This window comes from Modestobacter italicus, from assembly GCF_019799965.1.
Taxonomy (GTDB): Bacteria; Actinomycetota; Actinomycetes; order Mycobacteriales; family Geodermatophilaceae; genus Modestobacter; species Modestobacter italicus_A.
Window position 1 is genome coordinate 401,204 of record NZ_JABGCJ010000003.1, and the last position, 17,665, is coordinate 418,868.

The 17,665-nt window shown below is 72.0% G+C and carries 13 protein-coding genes; 5 read left to right on the forward strand and 8 right to left on the reverse strand.

Annotated elements, in window-relative coordinates:
- Window positions 1-291 precede the first annotated feature (291 nt).
- Entirely contained in the window at window positions 292-786 is a 495-nt protein-coding gene (locus HLA93_RS09495) for a GtrA family protein (RefSeq protein WP_222194134.1), read from the forward strand.
- 50 nt (window positions 787-836) lie between these two features.
- On the opposite strand, the gene HLA93_RS09500 is transcribed toward HLA93_RS09495, so the two are convergent.
- The 4 genes from HLA93_RS09500 to HLA93_RS09515 form a co-directional block, all read right to left on the reverse strand.
- Window positions 837-3,797: an AAA family ATPase gene (locus HLA93_RS09500; protein ID WP_222194135.1), complete on the reverse strand. Its 2,961-nt coding sequence runs from the start codon at window positions 3,795-3,797 to the stop codon at window positions 837-839.
- On the reverse strand, window positions 3,794-4,942 hold the full coding sequence (locus tag HLA93_RS09505; protein WP_222194136.1) for an exonuclease SbcCD subunit D: 1,149 nt from the start codon (window positions 4,940-4,942) through the stop codon (window positions 3,794-3,796). The genes HLA93_RS09500 and HLA93_RS09505 overlap by 4 nt, the downstream gene beginning before the upstream one ends.
- A gap of 96 nt (window positions 4,943-5,038) precedes the next feature.
- Entirely contained in the window at window positions 5,039-5,602 is a 564-nt protein-coding gene (locus HLA93_RS09510) for a PH domain-containing protein (RefSeq protein WP_222194137.1), read from the reverse strand.
- Window positions 5,603-5,649: 47 nt separating this feature from the next.
- Window positions 5,650-6,477 (reverse strand): biotin--[acetyl-CoA-carboxylase] ligase, encoded by an 828-nt coding sequence (locus HLA93_RS09515; RefSeq protein WP_222194138.1) that lies wholly within the window; start codon window positions 6,475-6,477, stop codon window positions 5,650-5,652.
- 20 nt (window positions 6,478-6,497) lie between these two features.
- On the opposite strand from HLA93_RS09515, the gene HLA93_RS09520 reads away from it, so the two are divergent.
- Genes HLA93_RS09520 through HLA93_RS09535 form a run of 4 tightly spaced genes read left to right on the forward strand, consistent with a single transcriptional unit; the run spans window position 6,498 to window position 10,744 of the window.
- A complete protein-coding gene (locus HLA93_RS09520; RefSeq protein WP_222194139.1) occupies window positions 6,498-8,126 on the forward strand; it encodes an acyl-CoA carboxylase subunit beta in 1,629 nt (542 codons plus the stop codon).
- The gene (locus HLA93_RS09525) at window positions 8,123-8,338 is read left to right on the forward strand and encodes an acyl-CoA carboxylase subunit epsilon (RefSeq protein WP_308128037.1); all 216 of its coding nucleotides are present in this window, start codon (window positions 8,123-8,125) and stop codon (window positions 8,336-8,338) included. Before HLA93_RS09520 ends, HLA93_RS09525 begins: the two co-directional genes overlap by 4 nt.
- Complete coding sequence (locus HLA93_RS09530) at window positions 8,335-8,937, forward strand: Maf family protein (protein WP_222194140.1); 603 nt, start codon at window positions 8,335-8,337, stop codon at window positions 8,935-8,937. The genes HLA93_RS09525 and HLA93_RS09530 overlap by 4 nt, the downstream gene beginning before the upstream one ends.
- A 49-nt stretch (window positions 8,938-8,986) precedes the next feature.
- Window positions 8,987-10,744, forward strand: coding sequence for an acetyl/propionyl/methylcrotonyl-CoA carboxylase subunit alpha (locus tag HLA93_RS09535; RefSeq protein WP_222194141.1), 1,758 nt, complete (start codon window positions 8,987-8,989; stop codon window positions 10,742-10,744).
- A 36-nt stretch (window positions 10,745-10,780) separates the two neighbouring features.
- Here the strand turns inward: HLA93_RS09535 and HLA93_RS09540 are convergent, their stop codons facing one another.
- The 4 genes from HLA93_RS09540 to HLA93_RS09555 all read right to left on the reverse strand — a co-directional run bounded on the left by HLA93_RS09540 (window position 10,781) and on the right by HLA93_RS09555 (window position 17,334).
- On the reverse strand, window positions 10,781-13,153 hold the full coding sequence (locus HLA93_RS09540) for a hypothetical protein (protein ID WP_222194142.1): 2,373 nt from the start codon (window positions 13,151-13,153) through the stop codon (window positions 10,781-10,783).
- A gap of 153 nt (window positions 13,154-13,306) precedes the next feature.
- Window positions 13,307-14,716 carry an NAD(P)H-quinone dehydrogenase gene (locus HLA93_RS09545; RefSeq protein WP_222194143.1) on the reverse strand — a complete coding sequence of 470 codons (1,410 nt, stop codon included), beginning with the start codon at window positions 14,714-14,716 and terminating at the stop codon, window positions 13,307-13,309.
- A 262-nt stretch (window positions 14,717-14,978) separates the two neighbouring features.
- Window positions 14,979-16,919, reverse strand: coding sequence for a hypothetical protein (locus tag HLA93_RS09550; protein WP_222194144.1), 1,941 nt, complete (start codon window positions 16,917-16,919; stop codon window positions 14,979-14,981).
- Window positions 16,900-17,334, reverse strand: a complete 435-nt coding sequence (locus tag HLA93_RS09555) for a GtrA family protein (protein ID WP_222194145.1) — start codon at window positions 17,332-17,334, stop codon at window positions 16,900-16,902. Before HLA93_RS09555 ends, HLA93_RS09550 begins: the two co-directional genes overlap by 20 nt.
- Window positions 17,335-17,665 lie beyond the last annotated feature (331 nt).

Genomic DNA, 17,665 nt, shown 5'->3' on the forward strand with positions numbered 1-17,665 from the left:
ACAGGGTCACGCGGAAGTCCGGCACGACGGTGGGCGTTGTCGTTCGGGTACCGCAGGACCGTGGACACAGCCCCCCGCCCCGGGCCGAGCACGATCGGTGTTGCTCCACGGCGAACGGCGTGCCGAAGTCGGCCAGGCGGGACCGATGGCCGGCCCGGGGTCCCCTCGGCCAGGCGGACGCGTGTACGAGCCCCGCCGGTTGGCGGGGCCTGCGCCACGATGCCGTTCTAAGCGCGGCGGCGTCCCTGCCAGCGGGGACCCCGCTGTCCCGCAGTCAGTATGGTCGTGACGATGACGCCCCCCAGCCAACTGCGTCAGCGGGTCCAGTTGGCGTGGCGCACCCTCGCCAGGGAGCTCGGCGGCTTCGGCGTCGTCGGCGGCATCGCCTTCCTCATCGATCTCAGCGTGTTCCAAGCGCTCTACGCCCATGCCGGCATGGGCGCCGTCACGGCAAAGCTGAGCTCCACCCTCGTGTCGATGACGATCGCCTTCGTGGGGCATCGGTACTGGTCGTTCTCACACCGGGCGCGCACCGGCGTCAAGCGCGAGTACCTGCTGTTCGCCGTGGTCAACGGCCTGACCCTGCTGCTCGGTCTTGCCCTGGTTGCGTTCGTGCGGTACCCCCTCGGCCAGGAGAGCGCGTTCGTCCTCCAGGTCGCCAACATCGCTTCGATCGCGGTTGGCACCGTGATCCGGTTCTTCGCCTACCGACAGTGGGTGTTCCCTGTCGAGCACGCGGCCCCCGCGCCGACTCCGCGGTGCGAGCCACTCGACGGTGCCGCCTGAAACGCCGCTCCTGCCCTCCTGCAGAAACCGGCGCTGCCCCGGCACACGCCTCAACCGGCCAGGCGGGAGCCCTCCCGGCTGGCGATGACCTCCAGCCGGCTGCTGATCCGGCTGCGCAGCTCCTCCACGTGGCTGATGACGCCGACGGTGCGGCCGCCCCGGCGGAGCTCGTCCAGGACGGTCATCACCGCGTCCAGCGACCGCGGGTCGAGCGTGCCGAAGCCCTCGTCGACGAAGAGCGTGTCGATCTGCACCCCGCCGCTCTCGGCGGTCACCACGTCGGCCAGCCCCAGGGCGAGCGCCAGTGAGGCCATGAAGCTCTCCCCGCCGGACAGGGTCTTGGTGGGCCGCCGGACGCCGGTGTACTCGTCGAGCACGTCCAGGCCGAGCCCGCCGCGGGCGCCGTGCCGGCCCTGCGCATCGCTGTGCAGGAACGTGTAGCGCCCGCCGGACATGTCCCGCAGCCGCCGGCTGGCGACCTCGGCCACCTGCTCCAGCCGCGCGGCGAGCACGAAGGACTGCAGGCGCATCTTCAGGGTGTTGGCGCCCCGGCCGTTGACCAGGTCGGCGAGTGCGCTCGCCTGCTCGGCGACCGTGCGCCGCTCGTCCAGCTCCACCTCGACGGCGGTCAGCTCGGCGGCGAGGTCCTCCAGCGCCGAGGTGCAGCGCTGCACCTCGGCCAGGGCCGCGACGGCGTCCTCCCGGGCACGGGTGGTGGTCCGACAGGTGTCGGTCAGGGCCTCCAGGTCGGGCCGGGGGGCCAGGTCGGCGAGCTCGGGCTCGGCGAGGGTGGCGGTGACCACCGACCACCGCTCGTCGTGCTCGGCGACCCGTCGGCCTACGGTGGTGGCCTGCCCGCGCTCCAGCAGTGCGTCGGCCGCCGCGACCAGGTCCGGGAAGCCCGCCTCGGCGACCCGTTCCTCCGCATGCCGGCGAGCCGAGTCGGCGTCGACCCGGGCCCGCAGCTCCGAGGCCTCGGCCTCCATCAGCGCCTCGCAACGCTCGGCCACGTCGGTCAGTCGGCGGATCCGGGTGTGGATGTCGGGGTCACCACCCTGGGCGGCGGCGAGCCGCTGGCGGACCTCGGCCAGCGCCTCCTGCTGGGCAGCCAGCTCGGCCCGCCGCAGCACCAGCTCCTCCCGGGCCGCGGCGAGCCCGGCGACGGCTGCGTCGCGTTCGGCGGCCAGCGCGGTCAGCGCGAGGCGGGCCTGGTCGAGCGTGTCCGCCTGCCGGCGGACGGCGGCCTCCTGCTGCACGGCGGCGGCCACCGCGCGCTCCTGATCGGCCAGCGGTTCCTCGCCGGCCCGGGCGCGCAGCACCGCCAGCTCGCGCTCGCTCTCCTCCAGGGTCCGCTGGGCCCGCCCGTGCTCGGCCTCTCGTCGCTCCACCAGTGCCCGGGCGGCGTCCTCGTCGGCCTGGCTGACGACTGCACCCGCGGGTTCGGCCAGCCGCGGGTGCTCGACCGAGCCACAGACCGGGCAGTCGGCGCCGTCGACCAGACCGGCGGCCAGCTCGGCCGCCATGCCGTCCAGGCGGCGGGCGCGCAGGTCGAGCCAGTGCTCGCGGACGGTCGACCACTCTTCTCTGGCCGTGGCGGCCCGGGCGCGCTCCCCGTCCAGCCGCGTGGCCAGCGCAGCCACCGCACGGGCGGCGTCCAGCGCGGTCCGGCGGCGGGCCAGGTCCGCGGTCAGCCCGGGGAGTGCGGCTGCTGCGTCGGCGGCCGCAGCCACGACCTCCTCCTGGGCCGACAGGCGCGCGGGCCACTCCGCGACCGACTCCTCCGCACGGGTGCACCGGGTGACCAGGGCCTCGACCTGCCCGCGGCCACGGGTCACCTCGCCTGCGAGCCGGCCGGCGCGGTCGACCTCCGGCAGCAGCGCCCGCAGTGCGGCCACCTCGTCCCGCAGCGACCGGGCGAGCACCGCGTCGGCGGCCCGCCCGTTGGACACCGGAGTCCACGCCCGCTGCACCGCGGCCAGCCGCTCGGCGGCGACCTCGGCCGCCAGCGCCGCGCGGCCGGCAGCCTCCAGCACGTCCCGGACCGGCTCTGCCCGGTGGCCGGCCTCCAGCGCGGCACGCAACGGCTGCAGCTCGTCGGCCTCGGCCTGCAGCCGGGCCAGCTCCGCACGGGCGCGATCGCGCCTCGTGTGCCGCTCGGCCTCGGCGCGCGCGGCAGCGAGCAGGGCGTCGACCCGGGCCACCTCCGCGGCCGCCTGCTCCGCCGCCGCCTCCCGGTCGCGCAGCCGGCCGGCGACCTCCGCACGGACGCGTTGCAGCCAGGCACCGGCGCGCGCCGGCGGAGCTGCGCCGACCAGCTCGGCAGCCAGCTCCTCGGGCACGTCGACGTCGGCGACCTGGGCCACCCGGGCCAGCAGGTTGCTCGCCCGCTGGCCGACGTCCTTCAGCTGGTCCCGGGCGACACGGCGCTGCTCGTCGAGCCAGCCCTCGACGGAGGCGAAGCGCCCCACGTCGAACAGCGTGCGGAGCAGCCGTCCCCGGTCCTCCGGCTCGGCGCGCAGGAAACGCGCGAAGTCGCCCTGCGGCAGCAGCACGACCTGGCAGAACTGCTCGGCCGACAGCCCCAGCCGGCTGCGCAGGTGCTCGGACCCCTCGTCGATCCGGGTGCTCACCGGCTCCCACTGCTCCCCCACCCGGCGCTGCACGGTGAGCCGGGCCTGCTCGGTGGTCCAGCCGGTGCCCTTCAGCTTCGGCCGCTGCTGTTCAGGCCGGCGCGTGACCAGCAGCCGCTCACCGCCGAGGGTCACCTCGCACCGCACCTCCGTGCGCACCCCGGGGCCGGCGTGGTCGCTGCGCAGCCGGCGCTCCTCACCGCGGGCACCGGGGACGGTGCCGTAGAGCGCGTACACGACGGCGTCCAGCAGCGTCGTCTTCCCGGCCCCGGTCGGGCCCCAGAGCAGGAACAGGCCGTCGCGGCCGACGTCGTCCAGGTCGACCTCTACTCGGTCGGCGAACGGCCCGAATGCGGTCAGGCACAGGGTGTGGACCCTCACGCGAGCGTCTCCTCGTGCGCGGCAGCGGCCAGGGCGCGGCCGAGCAGGGCCAGCTCGCCGGGCGTCGCGGGGACGCCGCGGACGTGGCTGACGAACTCGCCGGCGACCTCCAGGTCACTGCGGCCGGACAGTCGCTCCTGGTAGCTGCGGGTGTCAGCGCCCTGCGCGGATCCCGCCCACTCCAGGTGGACGCAGTGCGGGAAGCGGGCCTGCAGCTGACGCATCGGGTCGACCGGGCGGACCGGGTCGGTCAGCTGCGCGGAGACGAAGTGCTCCTCGACCGCGGCCAGGTCGGGATCGGCGAGCAGCTCGGCCAGCTCGCCCCGCAGCACGGTCAGCTGACGCGGGGTCGGCAACGGCACGGCGCGCACCCCGGCCAGCCCACCGGCGTCCAGATCGACCAGCCAGGCCTGCTTCTGCTGCCCGGACTCGCCGAAGGAGTAGGCCAGCGGCGAACCGCTGTAGCGCACCCGGTCGCTGAGCGACTGCGGGCGGTGCAGGTGCCCGAGGGCGACGTAGTCGACCCCGTCGAACACGGGGGCGGGCACCAGGTCGACGCCACCCACACAGATGTCGCGCTCGCTGTCGCTGGGCACCCCACCGCCGACGAAGGCGTGCGCGAGCACGACCGAGCGGGTGCCCGGGCGGAGGAAGAGGTCGGCGCGCACCCGGTCCATCGCGGCGGTCAGCACCGCCTCGTGGCTGCGCGCCTCGCTGAGCCCGAGCTCGTGCCGGGCGACCTCCGGCTCCAGGTACGGCAGCCCGTAGACCGCGACGTCCCCGTGGGCGTCGGAGAAGAGCACCGGCTCGTCGAGCAGCCCGGTCGCGGCACGGACGTGCACGCCCGACACCGCCAGCAGCCCGGCGGCGAAGCCCAGCCGGCGGGCGGAGTCGTGGTTGCCCGGGGTCAGCACGACCGAGGCCCCGGCGGAGCGGAGCCGGGTCAGCACCCGGTCGAGGACGGCGGTGGCGTCGGCCGAGGGCACCGCCCGGTCGTAGACGTCACCGGCCACCAGGACGACGTCGACCCCCTCGGCCGCCACCACGTCGGCGAGCGAGCCCAGCACCGCCTCCTGCTCCGCGAGCAGGTCGGTGCCGTGCAGGGAGCGGCCGATGTGCCAGTCCGAGGTGTGCAGCAGCCGCATGTCCCGCACGGTAGGTCGACCCTCCGACAGAACCCGACCGGCACGCCGTGACGGACCGGTCCGGCCGGCACCGCCGGGGTGCCTGGGGCCGGTGGGTCAGAACTGCTGGGTCGGCTGCTGACCGTCCCAGCGGAACCCGCCGAGGTGACCGGCGGCTTCCTGCGCGCGGCGGTCGGCGTCCTCCTCGACGAGCTGGTTGAGCAGCTGCTGCACCCCCTCGCTGTCCGGGATGGACGAGAAGACCGTCGGGCCGCCCTCCCCCGCCGTCTCGATCGAGACCGTGCCGGAGTTGACCACCCGTTCCCACAGGCTCTGCCGGTAGGAGACGTCGGTGATCCGGGACAGGCCGATGTCCCGGCCGGACCGGGCCAGGATGCCGACTCGGTACAGCAGCCGATGGGTGGTGATCACGTAGTGCGTCGTCCGCCAGCGCAGCAGCGGGACGGCGACGAGGAACACCCCGAGGACGAGAGCGGCTGCCACGATGACCAGCCGCCAGGTCGCCTGCTGGTCCCCTGCCGGCACCAGCGCAGCCCCGAACGACGTCCCGCCGACCAGCACCAGGAACAGCACGATCGGCCAGAAGACGGTCAGCCAGTGCGGGTGCAGGTGACGGACGACCTCTTCGTCCTCGCCCAGCACCTTGTCGGGGTACGCCACCCCGCCAGGATGACCGACGACGCCGGCCCGGTCATCCGTCCCCGGTACTACTTCCTGCGGACGTGTCGCACGTCGCCCGAGGCGAGCTCGAGGACACCCGCCGGGGTGCGCACCACGAGCCGGCCGTCCCAGTCGACCGCCTCCGCCACGCCCTCGAGCGTCGACCCGTCCGGCATGGTCACCGTGACGGTGGTGCCGACGGTGCTGCACCAGGCGAGGTAGTCCTGTGCCAGCCCGGAGGCGACCGGGTCACCGAGAGCCGTTCCCCAGCGCTGGTACCGGCGCTCGAACGCCCGCAGGAAGGCCAGCAGCACCGTGGCGCGGTCGACCGGGGAGTCCGCGGCCAGCTCGAGCGAGGTGCCGGTGTCGGGCAGCTCGTCGCGGCGGGTGGAGACGTTGAGCCCCACCCCGACGACGACGGCGGTGCCCGCGGTCTCGGCGAGGATGCCGGCCAGCTTGGTGCCGTCGGCGGCGAGCAGGTCGTTGGGCCACTTCAGCGAGGCGCGGACGCCGGCGACCTCGGACACCGCCTCGGCCAGCGCGACCCCGGTGAGCAGGGACAGCCAGGCGCGCCGTGCGGCCGGGACGTCGGGGCGCAGCAGCACCGAGACGGTGAGCCCGGCCCGCGGCGGCGACGTCCAGACCCGGTCCAGCCGACCGCGCCCGGCGACCTGGTGCTCGGCTACCAGCACCAGCCCCTCGGGCTGGTCGCCGCCGGCCCGGGCGACCAGCTCGGCGTTGGTCGACCCGATCGCCTCGACCACCTCGACGGCGCGCCAGAGCCCGCTGGACCCGGCCAGCTCGGCGGTCAGCGCCGCGGCGTCCAGCGGCCGGCGGTCGGGAGGAGGAGCTGCGGTGCGGGAGCTGTCGGGCACGTCACCTACGCTACGGCGCTGTGAGTGCCGCCGAACTGGAGAGCGCGGGAGAACCCGTCCCCGCCGACGTCGACCTGCACACCACCGCCGGCAAGCTGGCCGACCTCGAGCGGCGGGTGGAGGAGGCGACGCACGCCGGGTCCGAGCGCGCCGTGGAGAAGCAGCACGCCGCCGGCAAGATGACCGCCCGGGAGCGGATCGACGCCCTGCTGGACCCGGGCTCGTTCACCGAGCTCGACGAGTTCGCCCGGCACCGGTCCACCAACTTCGGGATGGACGCCAAGCGCCCGTTCGGGGACGGCGTGGTCACCGGCTACGGCACCGTCGACGGCCGCCCGGTCTGCGTGTTCTCCCAGGACGTCACCGTCTTCGGCGGCAGCCTCGGCGAGGTCTACGGCGAGAAGATCGTCAAGGTGCTCGACCTGGCCGTGCGCAACGGCTGCCCGGTCATCGGCATCAACGAGGGCGGCGGGGCGCGGATCCAGGAGGGCGTGGTCTCCCTCGGCCTGTACGCGGAGATCTTCCGCCGCAACGTGCACGCCTCCGGTGTCGTCCCGCAGATATCGCTGGTGATGGGCGCCGCGGCCGGCGGGCACGTCTACTCCCCCGCGCTGACCGACTTCATCGTGATGGTCGACAAGACCAGCCAGATGTTCATCACCGGGCCCGACGTGGTGAAGACGGTGACCGGTGAGGACGTCACGCTGGAGGAGCTCGGCGGCGCCCGCACGCACAACACGAAGTCCGGCGTGGCGCACCACCTGGCCGAGGACGAGGCCGACGCCATCGACTACGTCAAGGCGCTGCTGTCCTACCTGCCCTCCAACAACCTCGACCCGCTGCCGGCCGTCGAGGTCCCTCCGGTGGACGTCGCGCTGCCCGAGGCGCTGACCGACGCCGACCGGGAGCTGGACACCTTCGTCCCGGACTCACCGAACACCCCCTACGACATGCACACCGTGATCGAGCACGTGCTCGACGACGGGGAGTTCCTCGAGGTGCAGGCGCTGTGGGGGCCGAACATCCTCACCGGTTTCGGCCGGGTCGAGGGCCGCCCGGTCGGCGTGGTGGCCAACCAGCCGACCCAGCTCGCCGGCACGCTGGACATCGACGCCAGCGAGAAGGCCGCCCGGTTCGTGCGCACCTGCGACGCGTTCAACATCCCGGTGCTCACCTTCGTCGACGTCCCCGGTTTCCTGCCCGGCACGTCCCAGGAGTGGGACGGCATCATCCGGCGCGGGGCGAAGCTGATCTACGCCTACGCCGAGGCGACCGTGCCGCTGATCACCGTGATCACCCGCAAGGCCTACGGCGGCGCGTACGACGTGATGGGCTCCAAGCACCTGGGCGCCGACGTGAACCTGGCCTGGCCCACCGCGCAGATCGCCGTCATCGGCGCGCAGGGCGCGGTGGGGATCCTGTACCGCAAGGAACTGGCTGCGGCCGAGGACCCCGACGCGCTGCGCGCCCAGCGGGTCACCGAGTACGAGGACACGCTGGCCAACCCGTACATCGCGGCCGATCGCGGGTACGTGGACGCGGTGATCCCTCCCTCGCACACCCGCATCCACATCGTCCGCGCGCTGCGGCTGCTGGCAAACAAGCGCCAGACGCTGCCGGCCAAGAAGCACGGGAACATCCCGCTGTGAGCGACGTGCAGAGCCCCCTGCTCACGGTGGTGCGGGGCGAGCCCACCGCCGAGGAGCTCGCCGCGCTGACCGTCGTCGTGGCGTCCCTGTCCCAGCGCCGTCCGCGGCGCCGGCCCACCCCGGTCGGTGCCTGGGCCGAGCGGGCCGACGTGCTCCGCCGTCCGCTGCTGACCGGCCCGGGTGGCTGGCGTGCGTCGGGGCGGCCGGCATGACCCGGCGCCTCGTCCTCGCCTCCCAGTCGCCGGCCCGGCTGCAGCTGCTGCGGCAGGCCGGGCTCAACCCGGAGGTGGTGGTCAGCGGCGTCGACGAGTCGACGGTGAACGCTCCGCGGGTCGGTGAGCTGGTCGCACTGCTCGCCGCGGCCAAGGCCGGCGCGGTGGCGAAGAACGAGACCGACGCCCTGGTGATCGGGGCCGACTCGCTGCTCGAGTTCCGTGGGCAGCCGCTGGGCAAGCCGGCCGACGCCGCCGATGCCCGGGTGCGGTGGCAGCGGATGGCCGGGCGCAGCGGCGTGCTGCACACCGGTCAGGCGGTCTTCGACGTGCAGGACGGCGGTGTGGTCCGGCGCGACGTCGGGGTCTCCTCCACCGTCGTCCACTTCGCCGACCCGACACCAGCCGAGCTGGACGCCTATCTGGCCACCGGTGAGCCGCTGGCCGTCGCGGGCGCCTTCACCCTCGACGGGCTCGGCGCCCCCTTCGTCCGCCGGGTCGAGGGCGATCCCGCCGCGGTCGTCGGCCTCTCGCTGCAGCTCCTGCGCACGCAGCTGGCCGCGCTGGGCCTCACGATCACCGACCTCTGGCAGCGCTGACCGTTCCGGCGCCCCCCCAGCCAGACATGCCACTCAAGGGAGTACTGACGTGCAGAAGGTCCTGATCGCCAACCGCGGCGAGATCGCGGTGCGGGTCGCGCGCGCCTGCCGGGACGCCGGGCTGACCAGCGTCGCCGTGTACGCCGAGCCCGACCGGGACGCCCTGCACGTGCGCACCGCCGACGAGGCCTTCGCCCTGGGCGGCAGCACCCCCGGCGACTCCTACCTGGTGATCGACAAGATCATCGACGCCGCCCGCCGGTCCGGCGCCGACGCAGTCCACCCCGGCTACGGCTTCCTCTCCGAGAACGCCGACTTCGCCCAGGCGGTCCTCGACGCCGGCCTGACCTGGATCGGCCCGTCCCCACAGGCGATCATCGACCTCGGCGACAAGGTCGCCGCCCGGCACATCGCCACCCGGGCCGGCGCACCTCTGGTGCCCGGCACCAAGGACCCGGTCGCGGACGCCGACGAGGTCATCGCCTTCGCCCGCGAGCACGGGCTGCCGGTGGCCATCAAGGCGGCCTTCGGCGGTGGCGGTCGTGGCCTCAAGGTCGCCCGCACGATCGAGGAGATCCCCGAGCTGTTCGACTCCGCCGTCCGGGAGGCGGTCTCCGCCTTCGGCCGCGGCGAGTGCTTCGTGGAGCGCTTCCTGGACAAGCCGCGGCACGTCGAGGCGCAGGTGCTGGCCGACACCCACGGGAACGTCATCGTGGTCGGCACCCGCGACTGCTCGCTGCAGCGGCGCAACCAGAAGCTGGTCGAGGAGGCCCCGGCGCCGTTCCTCACCGACTCCCAGCGCGAGCGGATCCACTCCTCGGCCAAGGCGATCTGCGCCGAGGCCGGCTACGTGGGCGCGGGCACCGTCGAGTACCTGGTCGGCACCGACGGCTCGATCTCCTTCCTCGAGGTCAACACCCGGCTGCAGGTCGAGCACCCGGTCAGTGAGGAGACCTCCGGCATCGACCTGGTGCGCCAGCAGTTCCGGATCGCCGAGGGCCTGCCGCTGGAGATCACCGAGGACCCCACCCCGCGCGGGCACAGCATCGAGTTCCGGATCAACGCCGAGGACGCCGGCCGCAACTTCATGCCCGCCCCCGGCCCGGTGACCCGCCTGGAGATCCCGCAGGGTCCCGGCGTGCGCTGGGACTCCGGCGTCCAGGCCGGCGGCGAGGTGGCCGGGGCATTCGACTCGATGCTGGCCAAGCTGATCGTCACCGGTGCCACCCGCGAGGAAGCCCTGCAGCGCGCCCGACGGGCCCTCGCCGAGCTGGTCGTCGAGGGCATGCCCACGGTCGTCCCGTTCCACCGCGCCGTGGTCGCCGACCCCGCCTTCACCAGCGAGCCGTTCACGGTGCACACCCGCTGGATCGAGACCGAGTGGGACAACCAGGTCCCGCCCTACGGCCCCGCCGCGGAGAGCGACGAGGCTGAGCCGCGCCAGACCGTGGTCGTCGAGGTCGGCGGCCGCCGACTGGAGGTGTCGCTGCCTGCCGGGCTGACCGCGGGGAGCGGCCCGGCGCCGGCCGCCGGTGGGGCCCCGCGGCGCAAGCGCAGCGGCAGCGGCGGGTCGGCCGCATCCGGCGACTCCCTGACCGCACCGATGCAGGGCACCATCGTCAAGGTCGCGGTGGCCGACGGCGCCACCGTCGCCGCCGGTGACCTGGTGGTCGTGCTCGAGGCGATGAAGATGGAACAGCCGATCGTGGCGCACAAGGCGGGCACGATTTCCGGGCTGTCCGCGGAGGTCGGCGCTGCCGTCACCAGCGGCGCCACCCTCTGCACCATCACCGACCCGGCGCAGTGACGTGCCGTTGACCCGGATCGGAGATGCTGACTTGGGTCAACGGCCCACCCAGACGGCCGTTCCGTCGCCCCGGTAGACGACCAGGTTCCCATCGTCCTGCATCACCATGGCAGAGGCGGAGTCGGGTCCGGTCCCGGTGGCCCAGAGCGCCGCCCCCCGGGTCGGATAAACCACCGCGTTGCCGTCGGTCTGCATGACCAGCCACGCACCCCGACCGCTCGAGCCCGAAGCCCACCGAACCGAACCCCCGGTTCGGTAGACGACGAGGTTCCCATCAGCCTGCATCACGGCCCGATATCCGCCGTTCGGCGACACCAGTTGGCCGGTGGACTGGAGTGCCCGGCCGGCCCGCAGCACGTCCATGCGCTCAGCTCGAGCCACCCACAGCGGACCCGCCGAGCCGTAGAGCACCAGATTGCCGTCGTCCTGCATGACCAGGACGGTCGACCCGGTGGCGCTGGTGCCGCTCGCCCACGCCGGGGCGCCTGAGGTCGCGTAGACCACCAGGTTCCCGTCGGGCTGGTTGACGAGCTGCCCCCCCGGAGCGGTCGACCCACTGGCCCAGACCACGCGCCCGCCACTCGCGTACACGACGAGGTTGCCGTCGCTCTGCATGATCACCCGGTAGGCGCCGTTCGGGGAGATCAGTGCCTGGGTGCTCCCCAGTCCCTGGCCGGTGGACAGGCGGTCGCGGCGGGCGCCTTCACTGGCCCAGACGACGGACCCGTCGGAGCGGGTGAGCACCAGCCTCCCGTCGTCGGCCAGAGCCAGCGAGACGCCGCCCACTGCGGCGGTACCGCTGGCCCAGACGGGGCTGCCGCTCGACGTGTAGATGACGAGGTTGCCGTCGGACTGCACGATGAAGCGGCCTCCAGCCGCCGCCGAGGCACTGGCCCAAACCACGCCACCATCGCCGTAGACGACGAGGTTGCCGTCGGACTGGAAGTAGGCCTCGTAGCGCCCGCTCGGCGAGACCAGGAACTCACCTGCCAGCATCGTGGTGCGGGAGCGCACCACGGCGACCGGTTCTGTCGCCCGCTGGGCGCGAGCGTCGGCGGCCGTGGTGACCTTCACCACCGTCCCGGCGGCGTCCACCGACTGCACGGTCACCCAGAAGTCGCCGTCGTCGACGGGTACCGCGGTCCCCACCGGGAGCACGACGCGGTTGTCGGCTGCCCAACCGGACCTGGAGGAAGGAGTGCCGTCGAGCAGGAGCGACGTGTCCGCGCCCCCGCGCGCCTGCCGCAGTGTGATCCCGCTCTGCAACCCGGGCCAGTTCGCCGAGGAGCCGAGCCAGCTGTCCTGGCCGACCGGCTGCCGGTTCTCGAGCCAGTAGACGTAGCCGCTGCCGTCGGTGTCCTTCAGGCGCAGGCCGCGGGTGCCGGTCGTGCCCCCCACCGGCGTGAGGGTGACACTCGTGCCGGGACCGGTATCGGTGAGCTCCGTGTAGCCGGCCGGGACCACTCCCAGGCGGGACGCCTGGACCGAGTTCAGCGTGCCGACCTGATCCCATGAGACGCCCATGACGTCGTAGTAGTCGTTGTAGGCCCTCACCTGGCAGGTGCCCACCTCGACCATTGCGTCACACTGCAGCGCCGAGGAGTGCCCCAGGCTCAGGTTGTGGCCGAACTCATGGGCGATGACCGAGGTCTCGGCCGCCTGCACGTACGACAGTCCCCCACTCCCCAGGCCGGAGCCCACACTGCCGAGGCCGTAGGAGCAGCCAGGCGTCCCGGCAGGCACGAACACGAGCAGGTGCTGGCCGTCGGCGGGCTGCAGGGAGGCCCATCCCGCCCGCTTCGCGGCCTCGGTCCAGAGTCCGATGGGATCCGTACAGCCGACCGAAGTGTTCGCCCAGTCGATGCCGCCGTGCAGGGACAGTCGCAGCCGCCCACCGGTCTGCTGCGACCAGAAGTCGGCGACGGGGCCACCGAGGACGGCCTGGACATCAGCGAGCGTGGTGGGATCCGCAGGCGCACCCGGCGGCCGCATCATGACCACCGTGATGCGGTGTTCGATCACGGCAGTAGACGGCGCCGTGACCGCGCTGTCGACTGCTGGCCGGGCCAGCACTTCGGCCGCCACCACCTCACGCGCCGGGGCGAACCCGGACTCGGCGGCTTCGTCGGTGACGAGCCTTCCGACGGTCACCTCGACCGTCGACCCGGAGTCGATGTCGGGGACGTCCTCGGTGTCGATGCGCACGGATGCACCAGCAGCGGGCTGGACCCAGCTCAACAGTCCCGCGGCCCGATCGTCCTCGGCGTGGTCGTGCACGGCCCCCGCGTCCGGACCGGGGTCGTCGTAGACCTGGACGAGTTCGCCGACGACCGTGTCCCCGGCGCGCACGCCCTCGGGCACTTCCTCGGCCCGGGCGTGCACGAGCGGGCCGGCGCCGGACAACGCCACGACGGCAGAGACCGCGACGAGCAGCGATGACCGGCGGCACCATGGCTGGGGAACGGAATGCACGCACGACTCCAGAGATGAGGGAACTCCTCACCTCATCGGCGGCTGGCACAAGAGACCGTACCGTTCTGTGCGGCGAGCCACCGGAAAGGGTCAGCTGTGTTCGTCGTCGATGCCCATCAGCCGGCGGCCGGCCTCGGTGATCGACCCGGACAGTGACGGATAGATCGCGAACGTCTGCGCCAGGTCGCCGGCGGTCAGCCCCTTGGTCACCGCCAGCGCGATGGGCAAGATGAGCTCGGAAGCACCGGGAGCGACGACCACTCCGCCGATGACCACGTCGGTCGAGCGGCGGGCGTAGAGCTTGACGAAGCCGCTGTGCAGGTCACCCATCTTCGCCCGCGCGTTGGTGACCAGCGGCAGACGAATGACCTCGACGTCCGCGCCCTCGGTGAGCGACTTCTCCTGCACCCCGACGGTGGCGATCTCCGGGTGGGTGAAGACGTTGGCCGAGACGGTCTTCAGCCGGATCGGCGCGACGGCCTCGCCGAGGGCGTGCCACATGGCGATCCGGCCCTGCATCGCCGCGACCGACGCGAGCTGGAACACCCCGGTGACGTCGCCGGCGGCGTAGATGCCGGCGACCGTCGTCCGGGACACCCGGTCGACGACGATGTGCCCGGCTTCGGTCACCTCGACCCCGCAGGCCTCGAGCTGCAGGCCGGCGGTGTTCGGCACCGTGCCCACGGTCATCAGGGCGTGCGAGCCCTCCACGACCCGGCCGTCGGTGAGCTCGACCCGCACGCCCTTCTCGGTGCGGACGACGCTCTTCGCCCGGCTGCGCTCGGCGATCCGGCCGCCGCGGGACTGGAAGACCTCCTCGACGACGGCAGCGGCGTCGGCGTCCTCCCCCGGCAGCACCTGGTCACGCGAGGACACCAGCGTGACCGGGACGCCGGCCTCCAGGTAGCCGGAGGCGAACTCCGCTCCCGTGACCCCGGACCCGATGACGACGAGGTGCTCGGGCATCTCGTCGAGGTCGTAGACGTCGCGCCAGGAGAGGATCCGCTCGCCGTCGGGCTCGGCACCCGGCAGCACTCGCGGGTCGGCGCCGGTGGCGATGAGGACGACGTCGCCCTCCAGCGTCTCGGTGACCTGCCCGTCGACGTCGAGGACCTCGACCCGATGCACGGTCAGCCCGCGCACCTCGTCGGCGAGCCGGGCGGCGCCCCGGATGATCCGCACGCCCTCGGACTCCAGGCGGTGGTGGATGTCGGTGGACTGGGCGACCGCCAGCCCCTTGATCCGGGTGTTCACCGCCCCCAGGTCGAGCGCAGCCCGGCCCAGTTCCGTGCCGGTGACGCCGAGGGTGACGGAGTCGCGGACCGCGGTCATCGCACCGGCGGAGGCGATGAAGGTCTTCGACGGCACGCAGTCGGTCAGCACGCTGGCCCCGCCGATGCCGTCGCGTTCGACGACGGTGACGTCCGCGTCGAGCTGGGCGGCGACGAGCGCGGCCTCGTACCCGGCCGGGCCGCCGCCGATGATGACGATGCGGGTCATGGGTGCTGCTCCAGTGCGGACTCGAGGCTGCAGATCAGGTCGTCTGCCATTGTCCCTGTCCCCGTGGACGTGCGGGGACAGGGACATGACTTCCGTGGGCGCCCGGTGCGCCGGCCTCTGCCAGGGTCTGCCCCGGCCCGAGGGTGGCGAGGGAAGAGACCAGGGTCAGGCCCCGCTGCCCGTCGCGACCACCCCGGGTTGCCCGGTCGACGGCTGCCTGTCAACCAGAGGACCCCGGCAGCGCGCCGTTCGCCGCACATCGTCACCCTGCATGGGTCTCGACCTTGGCCACCGACCCGAACTCCTCCCGGACGACGTCCTCGGACCCCGGGTCGGTGACGATGATGTACTCCTCGTCGTTGGCGGCGGCTATACGTGCACAGTCCTTGATCCCGCCTGGCAGCCACTCTTGCTCCGCCTCGGACCCGGTACCGAACGAGAGGGTGTCGTAGATCCTCCCGGCGCAAACCTTTGCGGCGTCCTCGTACTCGGACACGTCGTACTGCATCGCACCGGCCCAGTAGGCGATCTGCATGTGCGCGAACCACTTGTCCTGTTCGGCGTCGTAGTGCAGCAGCGTCGAGTTGTAGTGACTGATCTCCCCAGCCAGACCAAGCCGTTCATATGTGGCCAGGTCCGCGTCGAAGAAGGCCGGCTTCACCTGCTGCGCCTCCGTCCGGAACAGGTTCCGGACGTCCGTCACCGGATTGGTGGTCACCGCCAAGAGCGAGAAGACGACCACCGCCGGCACCACCGCGGCCACGCAGACCTTGCCGAGCGCACCGATGTCGACCTGACTCAGCGCAACTGCGATTAGGGAGGCCAGGAAGACGAAGTTCAGGGTCTCCAGCAGGAACGCACTCTTGATGACGTAGTACCGCACCTCCCCCTTGAGGAAGAGCTGCATGAGCGCGAGCACGCTGACGAACGCCAGGAGAGGCAGCAACAGGCCGATGCTCCTCTCCCGGACGTAGCGGTCGGTCTTCCGGTCCGCCGCCAGGGCCCCGATCACCAGGGCGCTCAGCAGGAGGCTGAGCCAATGGAAGTCGCGCAGGCTGCCCGTGAGGTTGATTCCACTGCCCCCCGCGGAGTACAGCAGCTGGAATGCGATGGGCACGAACTGGGCCACCAGGAGCACAACCAGTCCGAGCAGGTGAGGGTTGGGAAGCCCACGGAACTGGAGCAGGTAGCTCCGTTGGCACAGGACGATTAACAAGGTGGCAAGCACCGGGGGGACCAGGAGCGGCCAGGACATCCCGACCCCGAACAGCAGCACGAGGAACAGACCCGACGTCGAGAACAACCTGTCCTTCGATCCGGCGAGGAGGATCACGAAGGCGAGGAGGATCGTCGCGATGACGTAGTAGTAGTTGAGAAAACCCTGCTGCACGAACGGCCAGAGCAGGAACGGCCCGGCTGTGGCTCCCACCGCGACGCTCGTCGCGTACAACAGGAGACTGGCGTGCTGAACCTCGCGACGTCGGGAGAGAGTGGCGAAGACGGTGGCGAGGAAGTAGCCGATCGCACCGGCCAGCAACAACCCGAAGACCAGGTACTGGCCGATGAAGACGAATGTGCCCTCACGCCAGTCGGCGCTCACCTGCGGGATTGACCAAGCGTCCTGGAGGAACCCGAGGGTGATGTGAAAGCCCTGCGGGTAGTAATGCCCCTCGGAGTAGTTCAGACGCTGCTGGTCCATCATCTGCGCGGTGGTGATGTAGTGGTTGATCCCGTCGATCGCCTGACCGCCGCCGATCTGCGCCACCCTGGCCACGGTCTGATCACCCATGAGGAACGGTAGGAACGGCAACAGGAACACCGCCCCGACGATGACGCCCGGCACGTCGTGGCGGTTGCAGAGACCGTTGAACCGGTCGTTCAACGCATCGGGTGCACGACTCAGGACCACCGTGGCGACGAGGTAGGCCGCCGTGGTGAGGGCGGCCGACACAGGAAAGCGGGAATCGGGCAGGACGAGAAACAACAGCATCACGGCGCCCTGGAAGACGCCGAAGAAGACGAGGAAAGAGAAGAACAAGCGTCCGACGACGCTGTTGACGACCCCCAGCGGGGGCAGCAGGAATGCGCCGACGACGATGCAGACGATCGGCAGCACGAAGGTGATGTCCAGCAGGTACAGCCCGAGCGACACGACCAGCGAGACCGCGAGGATGAGGGTTGGCTTACCGATTCTTGTGATCACGTTGACCCCCGAGGAAGATGACGCGGCTGTAAAGGACGTAGTTCCACACGGTCGTGATCGCGATCGAGATCATCTTGCTCACCCGTGGGTCGACTCCCAAGTGCTGTTCCAGCGCCGCGATGAAGCAGTACGTGAAGGCGACGTTGAACGTGAGCAGTGCGACATAGAGGAAGACCTGCCTCATGCTGTGCGCGACGGAACTGTTGCTGTTCTCGAAGACCCACAGCTTGTTCAGGCCGAAGCTCACGATGAAGCCGGCCAAAAAGGACGCCACCGTTGCCACGCCGAGATCGACGTGACCAACGGTGAAGGTGAGGAAGAAGGTGGTGTAGTCGGCGGCCACCGTCAGCAGTCCGGTCGCGAGGAACTTCAGCTGCTGCACCGAGGCCAGCTTCCGGCGGAGCCGCCGGGTCACCCTCGCGTCCTTCGGTGACAACAGGGCACGGCGAGTACGGGACGCACGCGTGCCGACTCCGCGGCACGCTGGCGCAGCGTGTCTGTGTGCATCGTGAAGACTGTCGCTCCGATTGGTTCTGAACAGGGCCACACCGAGCAACGGCTCGCTCGACTCCTGCTCGCGGCTCGTCAGCTCCCGCCGCCGACGTGGTCAGGCGGGATCAGTGTCTGCGAGGTCTCGATTCGAGGCTAACACCGGCGAGACGCTGATCCGGGTCGTTGCCGACACCCTCGGCACACCCGTCCCGAGTGCACCAACAGCCTCGCCCCGCGCGGTCCGGGGCCGCTGA